The sequence below is a fragment of the Pseudomonas syringae pv. coryli str. NCPPB 4273 genome (genome assembly GCF_000972175.1).
In the GTDB taxonomy this organism is placed as follows: domain Bacteria; phylum Pseudomonadota; class Gammaproteobacteria; order Pseudomonadales; family Pseudomonadaceae; genus Aquipseudomonas; species Aquipseudomonas syringae.
Genome location: NZ_AWQP01000004.1, coordinates 458607 through 480904, shown reverse-complemented (window position 1 = coordinate 480904; position 22298 = coordinate 458607). Strand labels below are relative to the sequence as shown.

At 58.2% G+C, this 22298-nt stretch carries 19 protein-coding genes; 5 read left to right on the top strand and 14 right to left on the bottom strand.

What is annotated here, in order from left to right; translation table 11 throughout:
* Positions 1–347: 347 nt before the first annotated feature.
* From aceA to P406_RS03950, 9 genes are all read right to left on the bottom strand, one after another.
* Positions 348–1673 carry an isocitrate lyase gene (gene aceA / locus P406_RS03990; RefSeq protein WP_016568452.1) on the bottom strand — a complete coding sequence of 442 codons (1326 nt, stop codon included), beginning with the start codon at positions 1671–1673 and terminating at the stop codon, positions 348–350.
* A 528-nt stretch (positions 1674–2201) separates the two neighbouring features.
* Positions 2202–2945, bottom strand: coding sequence for a secretin N-terminal domain-containing protein (locus P406_RS03985; protein ID WP_046235397.1), 744 nt, complete (start codon positions 2943–2945; stop codon positions 2202–2204).
* Between the two features lie 186 nt (positions 2946–3131).
* Entirely contained in the window at positions 3132–3554 is a 423-nt protein-coding gene (locus tag P406_RS03980) for a GNAT family N-acetyltransferase (RefSeq protein ID WP_003317965.1), read from the bottom strand.
* The gene (locus P406_RS03975) at positions 3547–4713 is read right to left on the bottom strand and encodes a ribosomal protein uL16 3-hydroxylase (protein WP_003405098.1); all 1167 of its coding nucleotides are present in this window, start codon (positions 4711–4713) and stop codon (positions 3547–3549) included. Before P406_RS03975 ends, P406_RS03980 begins: the two co-directional genes overlap by 8 nt.
* Before the next feature lie 60 nt (positions 4714–4773).
* Entirely contained in the window at positions 4774–6144 is a 1371-nt protein-coding gene (gene purB / locus P406_RS03970; protein WP_046235396.1) for an adenylosuccinate lyase, read from the bottom strand.
* A 131-nt stretch (positions 6145–6275) separates the two neighbouring features.
* Entirely contained in the window at positions 6276–6896 is a 621-nt protein-coding gene (gene hflD, locus P406_RS03965; protein ID WP_003417603.1) for a high frequency lysogenization protein HflD, read from the bottom strand.
* Positions 6896–8026: a tRNA 2-thiouridine(34) synthase MnmA gene (gene mnmA, locus P406_RS03960; protein ID WP_024649772.1), complete on the bottom strand. Its 1131-nt coding sequence runs from the start codon at positions 8024–8026 to the stop codon at positions 6896–6898. Before mnmA ends, hflD begins: the two co-directional genes overlap by 1 nt.
* Positions 8027–8086: 60 nt before the next feature.
* A complete protein-coding gene (locus tag P406_RS03955) occupies positions 8087–8533 on the bottom strand; it encodes an NUDIX hydrolase (RefSeq protein WP_046235395.1) in 447 nt (148 codons plus the stop codon).
* Between the two features lie 42 nt (positions 8534–8575).
* Entirely contained in the window at positions 8576–9481 is a 906-nt protein-coding gene (locus tag P406_RS03950; RefSeq protein WP_046235394.1) for a LysR family transcriptional regulator, read from the bottom strand.
* 303 nt (positions 9482–9784) lie between these two features.
* Between P406_RS03950 and P406_RS03945 the strand changes: the two genes are divergently transcribed.
* Positions 9785–10666, top strand: a complete 882-nt coding sequence (locus P406_RS03945) for an alpha/beta fold hydrolase (protein WP_046235393.1) — start codon at positions 9785–9787, stop codon at positions 10664–10666.
* Between the two features lie 153 nt (positions 10667–10819).
* Here the strand turns inward: P406_RS03945 and P406_RS03940 are convergent, their stop codons facing one another.
* Both P406_RS03940 and P406_RS03935 read right to left on the bottom strand, forming a co-directional pair.
* Complete coding sequence (locus P406_RS03940) at positions 10820–13045, bottom strand: NADP-dependent isocitrate dehydrogenase (RefSeq protein WP_046235392.1); 2226 nt, start codon at positions 13043–13045, stop codon at positions 10820–10822.
* 617 nt (positions 13046–13662) lie between these two features.
* Entirely contained in the window at positions 13663–13947 is a 285-nt protein-coding gene (locus P406_RS03935) for a cold shock domain-containing protein (protein ID WP_046235421.1), read from the bottom strand.
* 218 nt (positions 13948–14165) lie between these two features.
* On the opposite strand from P406_RS03935, the gene clpS reads away from it, so the two are divergent.
* A complete protein-coding gene (gene clpS, locus P406_RS03930; protein ID WP_003405085.1) occupies positions 14166–14528 on the top strand; it encodes an ATP-dependent Clp protease adapter ClpS in 363 nt (120 codons plus the stop codon).
* A 30-nt stretch (positions 14529–14558) separates the two neighbouring features.
* Positions 14559–16832, top strand: a complete 2274-nt coding sequence (gene clpA / locus P406_RS03925; protein WP_003371759.1) for an ATP-dependent Clp protease ATP-binding subunit ClpA — start codon at positions 14559–14561, stop codon at positions 16830–16832.
* 117 nt (positions 16833–16949) lie between these two features.
* On the opposite strand, the gene infA is transcribed toward clpA, so the two are convergent.
* The 3 genes from infA to aat all read right to left on the bottom strand — a co-directional run bounded on the left by infA (position 16950) and on the right by aat (position 18714).
* Positions 16950–17168 carry a translation initiation factor IF-1 gene (infA, locus tag P406_RS03920; protein ID WP_002553999.1) on the bottom strand — a complete coding sequence of 73 codons (219 nt, stop codon included), beginning with the start codon at positions 17166–17168 and terminating at the stop codon, positions 16950–16952.
* 101 nt (positions 17169–17269) lie between these two features.
* Positions 17270–17977, bottom strand: coding sequence for an arginyltransferase (locus tag P406_RS03915; RefSeq protein ID WP_003371761.1), 708 nt, complete (start codon positions 17975–17977; stop codon positions 17270–17272).
* A 47-nt stretch (positions 17978–18024) separates the two neighbouring features.
* Positions 18025–18714, bottom strand: a complete 690-nt coding sequence (gene aat, locus P406_RS03910; RefSeq protein WP_046235391.1) for a leucyl/phenylalanyl-tRNA--protein transferase — start codon at positions 18712–18714, stop codon at positions 18025–18027.
* Between the two features lie 468 nt (positions 18715–19182).
* Between aat and ftsK the strand changes: the two genes are divergently transcribed.
* Both ftsK and lolA read left to right on the top strand, forming a co-directional pair.
* The gene (gene ftsK / locus P406_RS03905; protein ID WP_003343466.1) at positions 19183–21588 is read left to right on the top strand and encodes a DNA translocase FtsK; all 2406 of its coding nucleotides are present in this window, start codon (positions 19183–19185) and stop codon (positions 21586–21588) included.
* Between the two features lie 76 nt (positions 21589–21664).
* Positions 21665–22288 (top strand): outer membrane lipoprotein periplasmic chaperone LolA, encoded by a 624-nt coding sequence (gene lolA, locus P406_RS03900; protein WP_003371767.1) that lies wholly within the window; start codon positions 21665–21667, stop codon positions 22286–22288.
* The last annotated feature ends 10 nt before the right edge of the window (positions 22289–22298 follow it).

The following is a 22298-nucleotide window of genomic DNA, read 5'->3' as shown; positions in this document are numbered from 1 at the left end:
AATTTTCTACATCAAATTTATTTAAGGAATCAATTGCCCAAGGCCTTTCACGGAGGCTGCAGGGCCTGCCAGGCGGGCGTCAGCGGGGATTTCGTTAATTATGTTTCTGGAGCACGAAATGTAAGGAAAGGCAATTTGAATGATAATTAATATCATTTGAAGGGGCCTTGATAGTTCAGAGTGCGGTAGTCGGCGCATAGTGGGTAACGGTACTGCTTATAAAGTGCGCCTTTTGTAGCATTCGCCCGGCAACTGCATATTGTCCGAAATCAATACCGGCACCTTCTTACACAAAAGACAGACCGCCCTTACGGACGGCCTGTCTTTTCAACGCGTTGCGCGGTGTATCAGTGGAATTGCTCTTCTTCGGTCGAGCCGGTCAGTGCGGTTACCGACGATACGCCGCCCTGGATCACGGTCGTCATGTCATCGAAATAGCCGGTGCCCACTTCCTGCTGGTGGGCGACGAAGGTGTAGCCCTTGGCAGCGTCGGCAAACTCCTGCTCCTGCAGCTTCACGTAGGCGGTCATGTCGTTGCGGGCGTAGTCGTGCGCCAGATTGAACATGCTGTGCCACATGTTGTGAATGCCCGCCAGGGTGATGAACTGGTGCTTGTAACCCATGGCCGACAGCTCGCGCTGAAATTTGGCAATGGTTGCGTCGTCGAGGTTTTTCTTCCAGTTGAAGGACGGCGAGCAGTTGTAGGACAGCAACTGATCCGGGTATTCCTTTTTGATCGCTTCGGCGAAGCGGCGTGCCTCGTCGAGGTCCGGCCTGGCTGTTTCGCACCAGATCAGATCGGCGTAGGGCGCGTACGCCAGGCCGCGTGAGATGGCCTGATCGAGGCCGGCGCGAACCTTGTAGAACCCCTCATGGGTCCGTTCGCCGGTCACGAATGGCTTGTCGTACGGATCGCAATCGGATGTCAGCAAGTCGGCAGCGTTGGCGTCAGTCCGGGCCAGAATGATGGTCGGTACACCGGCCACGTCGGCGGCCAGGCGTGCAGCGACCAGTTTCTGTATGGCTTCCTGAGTCGGGACCAGCACCTTGCCGCCCATGTGGCCACATTTCTTCACTGAAGCCAGTTGATCTTCGAAGTGCACCCCGGCGGCGCCGGCTTCGATCATGCTTTTCATCAGCTCATAGGCATTGAGTACACCGCCGAATCCGGCTTCCGCGTCTGCCACGATCGGGGCGAAGTAGTCGATGTAGCCTTCGTCGCCCGGCGCCTTGCCGGCTTTCCACTGGATCTGGTCGGCACGGCGGAACGAGTTGTTGATGCGCTTGACCACGGTCGGCACCGAGTCGACCGGGTACAGCGACTGATCCGGGTACATGGACTCGGCAGAGTTGTTGTCGGCAGCGACCTGCCAGCCGGACAGGTAGATGGCCTGAATACCGGCCTTGACCTGCTGCACGGCCTGGCCGCCAGTGAGAGCGCCCATGCAATTGACGAAATCCTTGTCCGGTCGAAAGGACGGTTTGGCACCCTGGGTCACCAGATTCCACAGCTTGTCTGCACCCAGTCGTGCAAAGGTGTGTTCGGGTTGAACCGAGCCGCGCAGGCGCACCACATCTGCAGCGGAGTAAGTACGGGTCACGTTTTTCCAGCGCGGATTTTCAGCCCAGTCTTTCTCGAGAGCCGCTATTTGTTGTTCGCGTGTCAGTGCCATGGTGATAAACCTCTAGAAGTAGGTCTCGTTGGAAAGTCCTGCTCCGCCAAAACGCCTCGTTTATCGAAGGCACGGTAGATGGCTGCTCGCTGATCCGGGGGTTTGCTTGAAGCCGCACGTTACGTGGGTCGCGACGGGTGAACGATGTGCTCGAGGGGAGAGCGGGCGTCCGGACATGAGGCTGTCAGGTGGACAGTCGGGCCTGCAGTGGCGTTGTGCATCACCGTCGGCCTTGCCGGGTTACCGTTTACGCTTCCGTCCCTCGGGACAACTTCGTTCCAGTCGCAACCTCGTCAAACTGCCTTGTGGGCGGTGCGGACACGAATCGGCTCTTCGGGTGTGTGAGAGCGGTGATTCGAAGGCTCTTTGCAAAGCCTCTGATTAGCGGGAGCGAGGCAATCATGCCTCGCACTTCCAGGGGGCGTCAAACGTTTTGTAGTGCTTTTTTAAAATCACTACATATTTGTGAGGAGTCGACCGGTCAGTCATCAAAAGGCCCGTAAGTATTGGATTTTCAGCCCGCACAGACTATTCGAGGGTTTCGACCTTTACGCGCAAAATCATATCGTCACGACCCTGGGTGGAATAGCGTTGCGCCAGGCCACTCTGATCCGCGACGGATTCATTGCTGTTGCTCGCCAGTGTGATCCATTCTCCCAGTCTGCCGCTCACCTGGCTGTCGGTACTCTGCACTTTGACGGCGTCAGGGCGCTCCTGGCTCATGCGGTCATGATTGGTGCTGATGCTCAGGTGAACTGTGTCGCCCATCACGCTGGCTGTGACGTAAAACCCCTGGGTGACATTGCGGTACTCGGTGTCGCTTCGGGAGTATCCGTACGCGTCCGTGGAGGAGGACGTCAGCGGTACGCTCTGGCCAACCTGAATGAGTGCAGGGGTGCCTTCGCTGGTTTGCACTTGTTGCACGCCGCCTTCACGACTGGCGGTACCGTACTCGATCACTCGCGAGCCGCTGCTGTTGCGCGTCGCGTTATCGCTGGTGTCAACGCTGATCAGCAAGCGTTTCGGTGCGGTATCGAGTTGCGAGATCAAGGCGCGAAGTTCTTCGATCTTGCGTGATTCTGCATTCACGATCAGTTGATTGCCGTAGGCGCTGACGGTGCCTTCGTCCCCCAGAAAAGATTTGGCGACCGGCAATAGATCGGCGCTGGTGCGGTAGTTGAGCGGCACGACTTCCGTCGCCGCAAAGACGTGAGCGCTGAAGACGATCAGCATCGAGGTGAGTGCTGCATTGAGCAAGTTGCGTACTGACATGTTCATTCTCCGCGGTAAGCGCGTAAAGCATGATTGTCTCACTGTGTCGGCTGCAGGCAATCAAGCTGAATGGTCAGGCATGAAAAAGCCCTGCCGCTTTTCGGTTCGACCTTGAGTGTGTCGAGCGAAAAAGGGCAGGGCGATCATTATGTAGTGCCGCGGTGAGCGCCTACATAATCGCGTTGATCACGCTTCGCGGAGCATATCGACGTGTGGCAGGCCGGCTTCGAGAAACTCGTCGCTGATAACCGAAAAGCCGAAGCGCTGATAAAACTCGACGGCCTGCACCTGAGCGCTCAGCTTGAGCGGCTTGAGGCCACGCTGTTCAGCTTCATGGATCACGGCACCCAACAGAGCCTCGCCGACCTTCAGGCCACGCCAGTCTCTCAGGACTGACAAGCGGCCGATCTCGCCATCGGGCAGCAGTCGGGCAGTGCCCACCGCATATTCACCTTCGTACGCAAGAAAGTGCACGGCACCTGCGTCTTCGGCATCCCACTCCAGTTCCGGCGGCACCGATTGTTCGGCAATGAATACCGAATCGCGTATGCGCCGGATATCGGCGTTGTTCTTCTGCCATTGGGCGACAGCTACAGTGACTTTATTCATCGGCAAATCCCAGGCTTCCTTGTTTTACGAGTTCGCAAAGCAAATTGCGCCCCTCGTCATCGGCCAACCATTGGCCAAGGTTTTCGCTGTGCAACGCATCGGCGGCACAGATCAGTTTGAGCAGGTCACGCAGACTGCCCGGCAGCAGGCGGCTCTGGCCACTGGCAAACAGTAGCAGATCGTCGTCGACTTCAGACCAGGCCAACCGTGCGCTCGGGTTACGAATCAGCACCGCGCCCTGCTCGAGGCTGTCGAGCAGGTCCTGTTCGTCCAGCTCAGGGCCGGTCACCAGTTCCGGGTAGCGCGGCTCGGTCATGAACTGGCCGAACCAGGTCAGCAGCAGGCGTTCGTCACTCATGTGCTCGGCCAGCAGCGTTTTCAGGCGATCGAGCGCGTCATGCTGGATCTGGTGAGGATCGCTGACCGGCTGGGCGTCAGCATCGGTATAGCGCTCTTCGTCCGGGATGAACTGGCTGAGGAAGTCGGTGAAGTGGGTCAGGACTTCGGCAGCGCTTGGCGCCCGGAAACCGACCGAGTAGGTCAGGCAGTCGTCGACGGCGACGCCGCAGTGCGCTAGACGTGGCGGCAGATAAAGCATGTCGCCCGGTTCCAGCGTCCACTCTTCGGTCTTCTCGAATTCGGCAAGGATGCGCAGGTCGGCATGCTGCAGCAGCGGGCTTTCTGCATCGCACATCTGGCCGATCTGCCAGTGACGCTTGCCGTGTCCCTGCAGCAGGAACACATCATAGTTGTCGAAATGCGGGCCGACGCTGCCGCCAGGCGCAGCGTAGCTGATCATCACGTCGTCAATCCGCCAGCTGGGCAGAAAACGGAAGTTTTCCAGCAGCTCACTGACCTCCGGAACGAATTGGTCCACGGCCTGGACCAGCAGCGTCCAGTCGCGCTCGGGCAGCTTGCTGAACTCGTCTTCAGCGAACGGGCCACGACGCAGCTCCCACGGACGCTCGCCGTTTTCGATGACCAGGCGCGACTCCACTTCTTCTTCCAGGGCGAGGCCGGCAAGCTCGTCCGCGTCGATCGGGCTTTGAAAGTCCGGCAGAGCCTGGCGGATCAGCAGCGGTTTTTTCTGCCAGTAGTCACGCAGGAAAACGCGAGCACTGATGCCGCCCAGAAGTTGCAGAGGAATATCAGGATTCATGTGTAAGCCCTTGAAATGAAAACGCCCGGCACAGCCGGGCGTGTGCAATTTTTTTGCGTGTCAGATGCGCTTGGCCTGAGCGGCTGCGTTACCGATGTAATTGGCCGGCGTGAGCTTCTTGAGCTCGGCCTTGGCTTCGGCAGGCATGTCCAGACCGTCGATGAAAGTCTGCAGCGCTTCAGGGCCGATGCCCTTGCCGCGTGTCAGTTCTTTCAGTTTTTCGTACGGGTTTTCGATGTTGTAACGACGCATGACAGTCTGAATCGGCTCCGCCAGAACTTCCCAGCAGGCGTCCAGATCGGCGGCAATGCGCTGTTCGTTCAGTTCCAGCTTGCTGATGCCCTTGAGACTGGCTTCGTAGGCAATGACGCTGTGGGCAAAGCCGACGCCCAGGTTGCGCAGCACGGTGGAGTCGGTCAGGTCACGCTGCCAGCGCGAGACAGGCAGCTTGCTCGCCAGGTGCTGGAACAGTGCGTTGGCGATGCCCAGGTTGCCTTCGGAGTTTTCGAAGTCGATCGGGTTGACCTTGTGCGGCATGGTCGAGGAGCCGATTTCGCCAGCGATGGTGCGCTGCTTGAAATAGCCCAGCGAGATGTAGCCCCAGATGTCGCGGTCGAAGTCGATCAGGATGGTGTTGAAGCGCGCAATGGCGTCGAACAGCTCGGCAATGTAGTCGTGCGGTTCGATCTGCGTGGTGTAAGGGTTGAAGCCCAGGCCCAGTTCGTCTTCGATGAAGGCGCGCGCGTTGGCTTCCCAGTCGATGTCTGCGTAGGCAGAGAGGTGGGCGTTGTAGTTGCCGACTGCGCCGTTGATCTTGCCGAGCAACGGGACTGCCGCGATCTGGCTGATCTGACGCTCGAGGCGGTAGACGACGTTGGCCAGTTCCTTGCCCAGTGTGGTCGGGGAAGCGGGCTGGCCGTGGGTACGGGACAGCATCGGCACGTCTGCGAAGCGAATCGCCAGCTCGCGGATAGCGTCGGCGATCTGGCGCATCAGCGGCAGCACGACAGTGTCGCGGCCCTCGCGCAGCATCAATGCGTGAGACAGGTTGTTGATGTCTTCGCTGGTGCAGGCGAAGTGGATGAACTCGCTGACCTTTTCCAGCTCTGGCAATTTGGCAGCCTGCTCCTTGAGCAGATACTCCACAGCCTTCACGTCATGATTGGTGGTGCGCTCGATTTCCTTGACGCGCTCGGCATGCTCCACGGAGAAGTCTTCGGCCAGGGTATCCAGGATGGCGTTGGCTTGCGCGGAGAAGGTCGGGACCTCGGTGATCTGCGGGTGAGCCGCAAGACGCTGGAGCCAGCGAACTTCAACCATCACGCGGAAACGGATCAGGCCGTATTCGCTGAAAATAGGGCGCAAGGCCTGGGTTTTGCCGGCGTAGCGGCCATCAACAGGGGAAACCGCAGTGAGCGAAGAAAGCTGCATGGGATGCTCTCGGACAGTCGGGCGACGAAAAGGGCGCATATCATACATGAAAAGTCAGTCGGACCGGAGCCCGCTGACCAGCGTAGACAGCGTCGTGCCTGGGGTGGTGAAGGTCATTGGCGCGCGGCGGGTCAGCCGTGCAGCAATGGGTAGAGTTCTTTCAACAACTTGCGGCGGCTGAACACCAGTTGCCAGCGATGACCGCCAACTTGCCGCCACAGCCGGGCAGAGCGAATACCGGCCAGCAAAATACCGCGAATCTTCGAGGCATTGTTCGGCTGCTGCAGGTTGCGCATGTCGCCTTGTACCTGAATGCGCTGGCGCAAGGTGCTCAGGGTGTCCTGATAGAGCGCACCGGTCGCGGCAATCACGTTCTCGTGGGCGATGCCAAAATGCTCGACCTGGGACTGAATCACCGGAATGCGTTTGCCGATTACTTCAAGCAGGTCATCGCGCTTGGCCAACTGACGCTCGAGGCCGAGCATCGACAGGGCGTAGCGCAATGGCTCGCGTTGCAAGGTGGCCGGGTCACGCTCCAGGGCGCTGGCCATGGCGCGATAGCCTTCGTGCAGATTGAGGTCGTCGCCGCCGAAGACGTCCAGTGTGTCCTTGGGGTCGACCACCAGCAGGCTGCCGAGCATGCAGCTCAGGGCCGCTTCGCTGATCTGACCGGTCTTGGCGATCCGGTCGACCAGCACGGCGGCCTGGAATACACCACCCAGAGCGATCAGTTGTTCCTGAGTCGGGCTCATCAACGCTTGTCCTTGCTGGTCCAGGGTTCGGCAATTTCGATCACGCCGCCACCCAGACAGATTTCGCCGTCGTAGAACACCACGGACTGACCGGGAGTGACGGCGCGTTGCGGGTCATCGAATGTGGCGCGGTAACCGTCAGCGGTTTTTTCCAGCGTGCATGGCTGGTCGCCCTGACGATAACGGACCTTCGCGGTGAGCCTGCGCGGGCTGCTCAGATCGATCGGGTTGACCCAATAGATTTCCGAAGAGACCAGCGCACGGGAAAACAGCCAGGGGTGATCGTTACCCTGACCGACAATCAGTTCGTTGTTGTCCAGGTCCTTGACCAGCACGTACCACGGATCATCGCTGGCATCCTTGAGACCGCCGATGCCCAGACCCTGACGCTGGCCGATGGTGTGGTACATCAGGCCGCTGTGACGACCGATGACTTCACCTTCGGTGGTCTTGATTTCGCCGGGCTGGGCGGGCAGGTACTGGCGCAGAAAATCAGTGAAGCGGCGTTCGCCAATGAAGCAGATTCCGGTGGAATCCTTCTTCTTGGCAGTGGCCAGGCCGTGCTTTTCGGCAATGGCGCGCACTTCCGGTTTTTCCAGCTCGCCAACCGGGAACAGGGTGCGGGCAATCTGCTCGCCGCCAACGGCGTGCAGGAAGTAGCTCTGATCCTTGTTCGGGTCCAGGCCCTTGAGCAGCTCGGTACGTCCATCGATATCACGGCGGCGTACGTAATGGCCTGTAGCAATAAGGTCGGCGCCGAGCATCAGTGCGTAGTCGAGAAACGCCTTGAACTTGATTTCGCGGTTACACAGGATGTCCGGGTTCGGCGTGCGCCCGGCCTTGTACTCTTCCAGGAAGTGCTCGAAGACGTTGTCCCAGTACTCGGCTGCGAAGTTGGCCGTGTGCAGCTTGATGCCGATCTTGTCGCACACGGCCTGGGCATCTGCCAGGTCTTCGCGGGCGGTGCAGTATTCCGTTCCGTCGTCTTCTTCCCAGTTCTTCATGAACAAGCCTTCCACCTGATAACCCTGCTCCATGAGCAGTACGGCGGAAACGGAAGAGTCCACGCCGCCGGACATGCCGACTATGACGCGCTTCATTTCTGAGTTCGAGGGGGCTGGATCACGCATGGGGATTCAACGGCTGACCTGTAAAAGGACGCGATTCTATCAGGCTGAGGGCGTCGAGTCTCACGCCTTGTCGCGCAGCAGGTCGAGACTGAAATGTTCGCCATCGAGGTAGTCGTTCAGGCAGCGCAATACCAGCTCGCTGCGCCAGCGCTCCTGCTGGGCTACCAGTTCATCGCGAGTCAGCCAGACTGCGCCGACGATGCCTTCATCAAGTTGATATTCCGGATGGTGGCGCAGGGCCTTGGCGGCAAAGCAGATGCGCTGGTAGGTCACGCCATTGCTCGGTGCGGTGTACAGATAGATGCCCACCACGCTGGTCAATTCGACGTCCCAGCCGGTTTCTTCCAGGGTTTCACGCACGGCAGCGCGTTGCAGGCTCTCGTTCGGGTCGAGGTGCCCGGCGGGTTGGTTGAGTACGGCGCGTCCGCCTTTGATTTCTTCGACGAACAGAAAGCGGCCTTGATCTTCGACGATGGTGGCGACGGTAACGTGGGCTTGCCAGGTCATGATAAGGGTCTCCTTGCAGGGTAATGAGTCAGCCGTAACAGCTTATTGTTGCTCGAAATGCAGATCATGCCTCAGGGCGCTGACGCAGAAGTCCACAAAGGCTCGCACTTTGGATGAGCGACGACGGCCCTCCAGGTAAACAACGTGAACCGGTTCCGGGATTATTTCGAACGTCTCCAGAACGCACTTGAGCCTGCCTTCCTGCAGGTGCTCGCGTATCTGATAGTACGGCACCTGGGTCAGTCCCCAGCCCTGTAACGCTGCGCTGATCGCCGCCTGATAAGACGTCAGACTGAGTCTTGAGGCGACGTCTACTGAATAATTCTTGTCATCGATCCGGAAAAGCCAGTGAGGCGAGCGTTCGGCGGTGGTGGTTGAAGCTGTCGAATGCTGTCGCAAATCGTCGGGATGCTGCGGGGCTCCATGTTTTTCGAGATAGGCAGGGGAGGCGCAAACCATGCGCCGCACGCTACCTGTCGGAATTGCGGTAAGAGACGAATCGGGCAGGGTGCCGATCCTGACCGCCACGTCGACGCCCTCATCGAGCATGGACACTACCCGGTCGACCAGAATGGCACGGATGTCCACAGCCGGAAACCGCTCGAGAAAGCTCGTCATTACGGGCACGACATGCAGCGCGCCGAACATCTGAGGTGCGGTGATCGTCAGCAGGCCGCCTGGCACTGCATGCAAGCCGCCTGCCGCGCTTTCAGCCTCATCAAGGTCGGCAAGCAGTCGGCGGCAATCAGCGGCGAAGCGCTGGCCTGCCTCGGTGAGCCGCATGTTGCGAGTGGTGCGCACCACCAGCAGGATGCCCAGGCGGCTCTCCAGACTTGCGACAGCCCGGGTTACCGTGGCGGTCGACAGGCCAAAGTGGCGGGCTACCCCGGCAAAACTGGTTTGCTCGGCAAGTCCGGCAAAAAGCGTCATTTCCTGAATACGGTCCATAGGCTGCCTGCTTGCCACGAGAGATGTGAAATCGTATCAGCATTTCAGATTTTGAAATGGTGAATTGATTTTTGCGTTGATTCTGCATTTCAGACGCAATGATTAGGATGGCGACTCATTCATCCAGCCCGGTCAGACTCTTCTATGAAAAATTTCGGTTCAGCCGACGCTGAAAATGCCGCATCCGGTGTCAGTCGGCGCAAGGTTTTACAGGTGTCAGCGTTAGGCGCTGCTTCTGCTCTCGGGGCGTCATTGGTGAGCGCCGCTTCTGCAAGCAATAAACCTCTATCCAGGGAAAATGCAATGAACAGTGATGATGCCTTCCGCGTGACGTTTCACACTCAGCAGGTAGGGGACGTCAATGTGTTCTATCGCGAAGTCGGGCCCAAGGACGCCCCGGTGCTGCTGTTGCTTCATGGTTTTCCGAGTTCCAGCCACATGTTTCGCGACCTGATGCCCTTGCTGGCGAGTCAGTACCGCCTGATCGCTCCCGATTTGCCTGGATTCGGTAATACCAAGGCTCCACCGCGCGGGCAGTTCGATTACACATTCGAAAACCTTTACAAGGTGATCGAGGGCTTCACCGAGGCGCTGGGCCTGAAGAAGTACGCGTTATACCTATTCGACTATGGCGCACCGACAGGTTTGCGGCTCGCAGCGGCGAACCCGGAGAAGGTCACTGCAATCATCAGTCAGAACGGCAACGCCTATCTGCAAGGATTCAGCGATCAATGGGGCCCGTGGCAAGCCTATTGGCGCGAGCCTTCGGCGGCCAATCGCGAAGCCTGCCGCGCCTCGTTATCACCTGAAGTCATTCGGGACTGGCAATACGGTACGGGAGCCGATCCAGAGAAGCTTTCTCCCGATGGCTACAACCTCGACATTCTGTATATGACGCGGCCGGGCGCAGAGGAGATCCAGCTTGACCTGATTCTTGACTACCGCAGTAACGTAGCGGCTTACCCCTCGTTTCAGGAATACCTGCGCAAATATCAGCCTCCCTTGCTGGCGGTCTGGGGCAAGCACGATCCGGCGTTCATACCGCCCGGCGCGCATGCTTATCGCAAGGACGTCCCGGCTGCTGAAGTGCATCTGCTGGATGCAGGGCACTTTGCATTGGAAACACACGCGCCTGAGGTCGCCGAATACATTCGCGACTTTCTTTCGCGCACGCTGAAAAGTTGAAAGGGGGTGATCATGTTCTTGAGCTGGGATCTCCCAGTCGCGAGAGATCACACCTGTAGCTGAAATTTTTCATGGGTAAAAAAAATCCCCGGCAACAAGCCGGGGATTTTTTTGTGAGGCGGTGCATTTTTATGCACCGCCTCGGATTGCCTCTTACAGCGCGGCGATGGCCGCGTTGAGCGTGGCGCTCGGGCGCATGGCCTTGCTGGTGACTTCCGGGTTAGGGAAGTAGTAGCCGCCAATGTCCACCGGCTTGCCCTGAACGGCGTTCAGCTCGGCAACGATTTTTTCTTCGTTGTCGGTCAGGGTCTTGGCCAGAGGTGCGAACTGCGCCTTGAGGTCTGCATCGTCGTTCTGAGCAGCCAGTGCCTGAGCCCAGAACAGGGTCAGGTAGAAGTGGCTGCCGCGGTTGTCGATACCGCCTACCTTGCGCGAAGGCGACTTGTTGCGGTCCAGGAACTCGCCAGTGGCCTGGTCGAGGGTCTTGGACAGAACCAGCGCTTTCGGATTGTTGTAAGCATGGCCCAGATGCTCGAGCGACGCCGCCAGAGCCAGGAATTCGCCCAGCGAATCCCAGCGCAGGAAGTTTTCCTCGACGAACTGCTGCACGTGCTTCGGAGCCGAACCACCCGCGCCGGTTTCGAACAGACCGCCGCCGTTCATCAGCGGAACGATCGACAGCATCTTCGCGCTGGTGCCCAGTTCCATGATCGGGAACAGGTCAGTCAGGTAGTCGCGCAGAACGTTGCCGGTCACCGAAATGGTGTCCTTGCCTGCGCGAGTGCGTTCCAGGGTCAGCTTCATCGCGTCGACAGGTGACAGGATCTGGATATCCAGGCCCGACGTGTCGTGATCGCCCAGGTACCTGCGCACTTTCTCGATCATCACGCTGTCGTGGGCGCGGGACGAGTCCAGCCAGAAGATAGCCGGGGTGTTGCTGGCGCGGGCACGGTTGACGGCCAGTTTCACCCAATCCTGGATCGGCGCATCCTTGGCCTGGCACATACGCCAGATATCGCCGGCTTCGACGTTCTGTTCCATCAGCAGGTTGCCCTGGCTGTCGGTTACGCGAACCACGCCGTTGGTCTGAATGTGGAACGTCTTGTCGTGGGAGCCATACTCTTCGGCCTTCTGAGCCATCAGGCCGACGTTCGGTACGCTGCCCATGGTAGTCGGGTCGAATGCGCCATTTTTCTTGCAGTCTTCGATGACCGCTTGATAAATGGTGGCGTAGCAGCGATCCGGAATGACGGCCTTGGCATCGTGCAGCTGACCGTCTGTGCCCCACATCTTGCCGGAGTCACGAATCATCGCTGGCATCGAGGCGTCGACGATAACGTCGCTCGGCACGTGCAGGTTGGTGATGCCCTTGTCGGAATTGACCATCGCCAGCTGTGGACGAACGGCATAGACCGCTTCGATGTCAGCCTTGATTTCTGCCTGCTTGTCAGCGGGCAGGGCAGTGATACGCTCGTACAGGTCGCCGATGCCGTTGTTCAGGCTGAAGCCGATCTGCTTGAGCGTATCGGCGTGCTTGGTCAGCGCGTCCTTGTAGAACTCGTCGACAATCTGGCCAAACATGATCGGGTCGGAGATCTTCATCATGGTGGCTTTCAAGTGCACCGAAAACAGCACGCCCTGCTTGCGGGCGTCTTCGATTTCGGCAGCAATGAAGCTGCGCAGGGCCTTGGCGCTCATGACCGAGCAGTCGACGACTTCGCCAGCCTTGACGGAGGTTTTTTCCTTCAGGACGGTGGTAGTGCCGTCCTGGGCGACGAGTTCGATCTTGACGGTGTTGTCGGCTGCGATCTCGGCGGCTTTTTCGCTGCCGTAGAAGTCGCCGTTGCTCATGTGTGCAACGTGAGCCTTGGAGTCAGCTGACCAGGCGCCCATCTTGTGTGGGTGCTTGCGCGCGTAGTTCTTGACCGACAGTGGGGCACGGCGATCGGAGTTGCCTTCGCGCAGAACCGGGTTCACGGCGCTGCCCTTGGTCTTGTCGTAGCGTGCGCGGGTTTCTTTTTCCGCGTCAGTGGCAGGGTTTTCAGGGTAGTCAGGAATCTTGTAGCCCTGATCCTGAAGCTCCTTGATGGTCGCCTTCAATTGCGGGACCGAGGCGCTGATGTTAGGCAGCTTGATGATGTTGGCTTCTGGCGTAGTGGCCAGTTTGCCCAGCTCGGCGAGATGATCCGGCACTTGTTGATCGGCGCCAAGCGACTCCGGGAAGCTGGAAAGAACACGGCCCGCCAGAGAAATGTCGCGTGTTTCCACGTCGATATCGGAGGTTGCCGTGAACGCTTTGATAATAGGCAGCAGGGAGTAGGTGGCGAGGGCCGGAGCTTCGTCGGTGAAGGTGTAGATGATCTTCGAGCGGTTGGACATTCGTATTAACTCTCTTTTGCTGAGCATGCACAAAATCTCGATACGCGCATTCTAAGCGCGCTTGCCCACGGTTCGGCCATGAGCCAGGTCGAGGTTTATTCGCGGTGATGTTGGGTGCATCAGTCGAGCGTCAAGCTGTCGGGTCAGGTAGCAGCCCGACGCATAAGGAAGGCCGAGGGTCAGAATTCGGACGGGTCGGCCTTGATGACTCTGCGGTCACGGCGTGAGTATATCAAACCATTGGCACCAAGCATTAATGCTATGCGAGCTATCGAAAAATGAATATCCGCCGTTGGTCGAACGCGCAGTCTTCCATACAGGTGTCTGGAATGCCTGCATGTGGGCTTGGCAAGCGCTGAGGCGGGGGATGGGATGGGAAGGGCGATTTTCGTTGCTCAGAAGGGTTTGGAGCAGACGAGCGGAACATCCTGAATTGGAGTCTGGGCATCCGCGGTGCAATAACCGCTAATTCGACACCCTGTGGAGCGTGACGGATATAAAGCAGACCAATGTCCCTGTCTTTTTACGTCTCCGGCAAAGCTCATTGCATGTTTCTATTAATTCGGCTGGCTCTGATGGCTGCCACTATACGTCTAATCACTTTTTCAACATGAGTATCAGGCGTCCGCGTGAGCGTGGTCCTGCTGGTGCAGCGGATGTGTTTCTTTTGCCGGATCCAGCTTTTTTTCTTCCGAACTGCTGATTTTTACCGCCTGAAGCCCTTTTGGACCGTGTATGCGTTCAAATCTGACTTTCTGGCCAGCCCTTAGAGTTTTGTAACCGTCCATTTCGATGGCCGAGAAATGAACGAACAGATCCTCGTCACTCTTGTCTTCAGCGTTTATGAACCCAAACCCTTTTGCATTGTTGAACCACTTGACTTTTCCTTCAATCATCACCATCTCCCTCTGCAAAGGACTCCGTCAGGAGTATCATCCACTTCAATCCGCTGCCACCCAAAAAAATTTTGGTTGACTGCGCGGACCCTTTTTACCCAATGTGGGCTCTATTGTTTGTAACACCGTTTAGCTGATAGTCAAGGTCATGTGGCAGCCCATTTAAAAACCGTCCAGACTGCGACTAAATTGCTCAATCCGCCCTCAAACGAACATTTCTTTCCATGCATGCATTCAGCAAGATTCGACTAACATTCAATCAGGATGATCCGCAGTCGCACGAGGACGACTCGGCGGGCATTGCGGTGCAGGACGCCAAGCCGACCCTGCAGGCGCCACCGATGTACAAGGTGGTTTTATTCAACGATGACTACACCCCGATGGATTTCGTCGTAGAAGTACTCGAGGTGTTTTTTAACCTGAATCGTGAGCTGGCCACCAAAGTCATGCTGGCCGTCCATACAGAGGGACGGGCAGTCTGCGGATTGTTTACCCGCGACATCGCCGAGACCAAGGCAATGCAGGTCAATCAATACGCCAGGGAGAGCCAGCATCCGCTACTCTGTGAGATCGAGAAGGACGGTTAAACGCCGACCACTTGGGTATGAGGTGAAGCTATGTTAAACCGTGAGCTCGAAGTCACCCTCAATCTTGCCTTCAAGGAGGCACGTTCGAAGCGTCATGAGTTCATGACGGTCGAGCATCTCCTGCTGGCTCTATTGGATAATGAGGCTGCAGCCACTGTCCTGCGTGCCTGCGGCGCAAACCTCGATAAACTCAAGCATGATCTGCAGGAGTTCATCGACTCCACCACTCCGCTGATCCCCGTTCATGACGAGGACCGCGAGACACAACCGACGCTCGGGTTCCAGCGTGTGCTGCAACGGGCAGTCTTCCACGTGCAGAGCTCAGGCAAGCGCGAAGTGACCGGCGCCAATGTGCTGGTTGCGATTTTCAGTGAGCAGGAAAGCCAGGCCGTATTTCTGCTCAAGCAGCAGAGCGTGGCCCGGATCGATGTCGTCAACTACATCGCCCACGGTATCTCCAAGGTTCCAGGGCATGGCGAACACTCTTCTGAAGGTGAACAGGATATGCAGGACGACGAGGGCGGTGAAGCATCTTCCTCAGGCAATCCTCTGGATGCCTATGCCAGCAATCTGAACGAGTTGGCGCGTCAGGGACGCATCGATCCACTGGTCGGCCGCGAAAGCGAAGTCGAGCGGGTGGCACAGATTCTGGCTCGTCGTCGCAAGAACAATCCTTTGCTGGTCGGCGAAGCGGGTGTCGGTAAAACCGCCATCGCCGAAGGTCTGGCCAAGCGCATCGTCGACAATCAGGTGCCTGACCTGCTTGCCAACAGCGTCGTCTACTCGCTCGACCTGGGCGCATTGCTGGCCGGGACGAAATACCGCGGCGATTTCGAGAAGCGCTTCAAGGCGTTGCTCAACGAGCTGCGCAAGCGTCCTCAGGCGATCCTGTTCATTGACGAGATCCACACGATCATCGGTGCTGGCGCAGCTTCCGGCGGGGTGATGGATGCTTCCAACCTGCTCAAGCCGCTGCTGTCGTCCGGCGAGATCCGTTGTATCGGTTCGACCACCTTTCAGGAGTTTCGCGGGATTTTCGAGAAGGATCGTGCTCTGGCGCGTCGCTTCCAGAAAGTCGACGTGTCCGAGCCTTCGGTCGAGGACACCATCGGCATCCTGCGTGGCCTGAAAAGCCGTTTCGAGCAGCATCACAGCATCGAGTACAGCGACGAGGCCCTGCGCGCTGCCGCCGAACTCGCATCTCGCTACATCAACGACCGTCATATGCCTGACAAGGCCATTGATGTGATCGATGAAGCGGGTGCCTATCAGCGTCTGCAGCCTGTCGAACAACGCGTCAAGCGTATCGACGTGCCTCAGGTCGAAGACATTGTCGCCAAGATCGCGCGCATTCCGCCAAAGCACGTCAACAGTTCCGACAAGGAGCTGCTGCGTAATCTGGAGCGCGATCTCAAGCTCACGGTGTTTGGACAGGATGCGGCCATCGACTCGTTGTCGACGGCGATCAAACTGTCTCGTGCAGGTCTCAAGTCGCCTGACAAACCGGTCGGTTCGTTCCTGTTCGCCGGTCCTACGGGCGTCGGCAAGACAGAGGCGGCTCGTCAACTGGCCAAGGCGCTGGGCGTCGAGTTGATCCGTTTCGACATGTCCGAGTACATGGAGCGGCATACCGTTTCCCGTCTGATCGGTGCGCCTCCGGGCTACGTCGGTTTCGATCAGGGCGGTCTGCTGACCGAGGCCATTACCCGTCAGCCGCATTGCGTGCTGTTGCTCGATGAAATCGAAAAGGCTCACCCGGAAGTCTTCAATCTGCTTCTGCAGGTGATGGACCACGGTACGCTGACCGACAACAACGGACGCAAGGCGGACTTCCGCAATGTGATCGTGATCATGACTACCAACGCCGGGGCCGAGTCTGCTGCGCGCGCTTCGATCGGTTTCACGCATCAGGACCACTCGTCTGACGCGATGGAAGTGATCAAGAAGAGCTTCACGCCGGAGTTCCGCAACCGTCTGGATACCATCATTCAGTTCGGTCGCCTCAGCCACGAAGTCATCAAGAGCGTGGTCGACAAGTTCCTCACCGAGCTTCAGGCCCAGCTGGAAGACAAGCGCGTACTGCTCGAAGTGTCCGAGGCGGCGAGAAGCTGGCTGGCGCAGGGTGGTTACGATGCGGCAATGGGTGCCAGACCGATGGCTCGCCTGATTCAGGACAAGATCAAACGGCCTCTCGCCGAAGAGATCCTGTTCGGCGAACTGTCAGAACATGGCGGCGTGGTTCACATCGATATCAAGGATGGCGAGATCACCTTCGATTTCGAGACCACGGCAGAAATGGCCTGATAGCCGACGCCTCGCCCCGCATCATTGATGGATGCGGGGCAGGTCGAAGACATCGACTGTAAAAAACAGGCATACAAAAACGCCCGGCTTATGCCGGGCGTTTTCGTTAATACCTGTTTAGCGAGCGCGGTAGGTGATGCGCCCTTTGCTCAGGTCATAGGGCGTCAGCTCTACGCGCACTTTGTCACCGGTCAGAATACGGATGTAATTCTTGCGCATCTTGCCGGAGATATGCGCGGTTACGACGTGCCCGTTTTCCAACTCCACGCGAAACATGGTGTTGGGCAGGGTGTCGACGACAGTGCCTTCCATTTCGAAGCTGTCTTCTTTCGACATGCAGTAAAGCCCTCGGTATACAAATGAGTGGCCCGGTGCAAGTGGCGCCAGGCAAAAGCGGCGTGCATTGTGCCCGAAAAAACCAGTTTAAGCCAAGGGGTTCAATACAGAGTGACCCATCTTTGATTGGTGAGCAGCTCGATGGGGCGATATTGGGTCTTGTAATTCATCTTTTTGCAGTTCTTGATCCAGTAGCCGAGGTACACCGCCTGCAGTTGCAGTCTGGCCGCTTCGGCGATCTGCCACAAAATCGCGTAACGGCCCAGACTGCGGCGTTCTTCATCGGGTTCATAGAACGTATAGACCGCTGAAAGCCCATTGGGCAGAAGGTCGGTGACGGCAACTGCCAGCAGGCGTTGATCGACCCGAAACTCGTAAAAGCGCGAAAAAGGCAGGTCGCGAACCAGAAATGTCGAAAATTGCTCACGGCTTGGCGGAAACATGTCGCCGTCAGCGTGACGCTGTTCGATATAACGCTGATAAAGATCGAAATATTCTTGGGTAAACACCGGTTTGGCGCTTTGCACCTGAATGTCGGCATTGCGTTTCAGAATGCGTTTTTGCTGACGGTCGGGAACGAAGAGGCTCACCGGAATGCGTGCAGGTACACAGGCGCTGCAGTTCTGGCAGTGCGGGCGATAGAGGTGATCACCGCTGCGGCGAAAACCCATGTCCGACAGGTCGGCATAGACCTGTACATCCATCGGCTGGCTGGGGTCCAGAAACAGGGTCGTCGCCTGCTCTTCGGGCAGGTAACTGCAAGTGTGCGGTTGAGTGGCATAAAACTTCAGCCTCGCCAGCTCTGTCATGGTCGTCGCCTAATGGTGAATCCTTACCATGAGTGTATGCCAGCCTGTCAAACTCGCCTAGCTGACCAGTCGGCGTCGGTCGGCTGATCCAGATGGCGGGACAGGTAATCGGCAAAAGTCTGCCGAGGAATGGCGCGCGCGCCGAAGCTATGCAGATGTTGAGTGGGCATCTGGCAATCGATCAACACAAATCCCCAGTCAGTCAAATGCTCTACCAGGGTGGCAAAGCCGACTTTCGAGGCGTTGTCTGCCCGGCTGAACATCGACTCGCCGAAAAACAGCTGGCCCATTGCCAGGCCGTACAGTCCGCCGACCAGTTCATCCTGATCCCAGACCTCGACGCTGTGCGCGTGGCCACGGCGGTGCAACTCAACGTAGGCCGCCTGCATCGAGCCGGTTATCCAGGTTTCGTTGGCGTAGCTGCGAGGCGCCGCGCAGGCCTTGATCACGCTGGCAAAATCCTGATCGAAGGTCACCCGATAGCGCGACTGGCGCAGAACCTTGCCGAGGCTTCGCGAGATGTGCAGTTCTTCAGGAAACAGCACGGTGCGCGGATCGGGAGACCACCAGAGAATCGGCTGACCGTCCTGAAACCAGGGAAAGCAGCCGTGTCGATAGGCGCTGATCAGGCGATCGGCCGACAAGTCTCCGCCTGCGGCAAGTAAACCGTTGGGTTCACGAAGGGCTTTTTCCAGTGGGGGGAAATCGAGGCTGTTGCGGGTCAACCAGGTCAGCATGGCATCACAACTTTACGGAAGGGGAGGGCGCACCTGTCTGTGTGTGCAACTCTGTGCGACAGGCGTGGTCACAAGCGGTTGTCATTATGGCGCGTACCTTGTGCATGCGGTAGGGCGCGAGCCTCGCAGCGGTCATGTGGTCGTTCATGTTGCGGGCCGTTGACAGAAACACGCCATAAGCCTTTGTCACAAAACGTAATGCATGCTCAAATTGAACATCGTCAGTGAAGGTGAAAGCGTGTTCCGTCTTGCGGAACCGTCTGAAGTGGATCTGGTGTGTTTTCGTACAGACTCAAGTGGCTGTAAAACCGTACAATGCCTGTTTTGGGCGTTATCATTCAAGCGTCTGTCGACAGGCTTTCCCGCTGTCTGCGCTCCCTGTCCATGCGGGAGTAGTCAGTGCCGTCCGACAGCCGTTTCTGGTCAATCAACGAGATGTTCGCGCTATTGCGCAGGAAATAAAGCGTTTTGAAGAAATCCACCCCAGCACCCAGCGCTGTCCCGCTTTGGCGGCAGCAATTGCACTACCGGCTCAAGGAAGGGGCCCTGATCGCCTTTGGCGCACTGTGCCTGTATCTGATGATGGCCTTGCTGACCTACGATCAGAGCGATCCCGGCTGGAGCCATACCAGCAGCAATGCGGCACAGGTGCAGAATGCCGCAGGGCGTGCAGGTGCGTTCTGTGCCGATATTCTGTTCATGATTCTGGGCTATTTCGCCTACATCTTCCCGCTGTTGCTGGCGATCAAGGCCTGGCAGGTCTTTCGCCATCGCCATGAGCCTTGGCAGTGGAGCGGCTGGCTGTTTTCCTGGCGTCTGATCGGGCTGGTGTTCCTGATCCTCGCGGGCGCTGCGCTGGCGCATATCCACTTTCATTTCTCGGCAGGCTTCCCAGGCTCGGCAGGCGGTGTGCTGGGCGAAGTGCTCGGCGATCTGGCCAAGAAAGCGCTGAATATTCAAGGCAGCACCTTGCTGTTCATCGCCCTGTTTCTGTTTGGCCTGACGGTGTTTACCGACCTGTCCTGGTTCAAGGTGATGGATGTCACCGGCAAGATCACCCTCGACCTGTTCGAACTGTTTCAGGGCGCTGCGAACCGCTGGTGGACCGCCCGCGCCGAACGCAAGCAGATGGTTGCGCAGTTGCGTGAGGTGGACATGCGCGTCAACGATGTGGTGGCGCCTGTGGCTCCCGATCGTCGCGAGCAGGCCAAGGCCAGAGAACGTCTGGTGGAGCGTGAAGCGTCGTTGAGCAAACACATGACCGAGCGCGAAAAACACGTGCCAGCGGTCATCGCGCCAGCGCCTTCGAAGCCTGTAGAGCCCAGCAAGCGCGTCATGAAGGAAAAGCAGGCCCCGCTGTTCGTGGACAGCGCAGTGGAAGGCACGCTGCCGCCGATTTCCATCCTCGACCCGGCAGAGAAGAAGCAGCTCAACTATTCGCCAGAGTCTCTGGCTGCCGTCGGTCATTTGCTGGAAATCAAGCTCAAGGAATTCGGTGTGGAGGTCTCGGTAGACTCCATCCACCCCGGTCCGGTCATTACCCGCTACGAGATCCAGCCAGCCGCCGGCGTCAAGGTCAGCCGCATTTCCAACCTCGCCAAGGACCTTGCGCGCTCGCTCGCCGTGACCAGCGTTCGTGTGGTCGAGGTGATTCCGGGCAAGACCACCGTCGGTATCGAGATCCCTAACGAAGATCGCCAGATCGTGCGCTTCTCCGAGGTGTTGTCCACACCCGAATACGATAACGCCAAGTCGCCCGTCACCCTGGCGCTGGGCCACGACATCGGCGGCAAGCCGGTGATTACCGATCTGGCCAAGATGCCCCACCTGCTGGTGGCCGGTACGACCGGTTCCGGTAAATCGGTGGGTGTGAACGCGATGATCCTGTCGATCCTGTTCAAGTCCGGCCCGGAAGACGCCAAGCTGATCATGATCGACCCGAAAATGCTCGAGCTGTCCATCTACGAAGGTATTCCGCACCTGTTGTGCCCGGTGGTTACCGACATGAAGGACGCCGCCAATGCCCTGCGCTGGAGCGTTGCCGAGATGGAGCGCCGCTACAAGCTGATGGCGAAGATGGGCGTGCGTAACCTGTCCGGCTTCAATCAGAAGGTCAAGGAAGCCCAGGACGCCGGTGAGCCGCTTGCCGATCCGCTGTACAAGCGCGAAAGCATTCATGACGAAGCGCCGCTGCTAAGCAAGCTGCCGACCATCGTCGTGGTGGTGGACGAGTTCGCCGACATGATGATGATCGTCGGCAAAAAGGTCGAAGAGCTGATCGCGCGTATCGCCCAGAAAGCGCGTGCTGCGGGCATCCACCTGATTCTCGCGACCCAGCGTCCGTCGGTGGATGTGATCACCGGTCTGATCAAGGCCAACATTCCGACGCGTATGGCGTTCCAGGTGTCGAGCAAGATCGATTCGCGGACCATCATCGACCAGGGCGGTGCAGAACAACTGTTGGGCCACGGCGACATGCTGTACATGCCGCCAGGCACCAGCCTGCCGATTCGTGTGCATGGCGCGTTCGTTTCCGACGAAGAAGTGCATCGTGTGGTAGAAGCCTGGAAGCTGCGAGGTTCCCCGGACTACAACGACGATATTCTCGCTGGCGTCGAAGAGCCCGGCAGCGGCTTCGATGGCGGTGGCGGCGAAGGCAGTGAAGACAGCGAAAGCGACGCGCTTTACGATGAGGCCGTCAAGTTCGTGCTGGAAAGCCGTCGCGCTTCGATCTCTGCCGTACAGCGCAAACTGAAGATCGGCTATAACCGCGCAGCGCGCATGATCGAAGCGATGGAAATGGCAGGGGTCGTGACCTCCATGAATACCAACGGTTCGCGCGAAGTCCTGGCCCCCGGGCCGGTGCGCGACTGATTTTTATCACCCCGTATTGCGGCGACGGCGTGCACGCCACGCTGTCGCATCATCATCGACTTCAAAGAGGAATCCCATGCGCCTTATCCGCATGCTGTTGGCCACCGCACTGACCTTCTCCATGATCCCCGCCCATGCCGACAGCAAAGACGTGGCGCGCCTGACTCAGTTGCTGGAGAAATCCCAGACCCTGACCGCGCGCTTCTCGCAACTGACGCTGGACGGTGGCGGTACCCAGTTGCAGGAAACCACCGGCGAAATGGCCTTGCAGCGTCCCGGCCTGTTCAACTGGCATACCGATGCGCCACAGGAGCAGTTGATGGTCTCGGACGGCAAGAAAGTCTCGCTGTGGGACCCTGATCTGGAGCAGGTCACGATCAAGAAGCTCGACCAGCGCCTGACCCAGACTCCAGCCTTGCTGTTGTCCGGTGATGTATCGAAGATCAGTGAAAGCTTCGACATCACCGCGAAAGAGGCGGGTGGCGTGATCGATTTCGTGCTCAAGCCCAAGACCAAGGACACGCTGTTCGACAGCCTGCGCCTGTCGTTTCGCAACGGCATCATCAACGACATGCAATTGATCGACAGCGTGGGTCAGCGGACCAATATCCTGTTCACCGGGGTCAAGGCCAACGAGTCGATCGCAGCCAGCAAGTTTCAGTTCCAGATTCCCAAGGGCGCTGATGTCATTCAAGAGTAAAAGGGCCGAT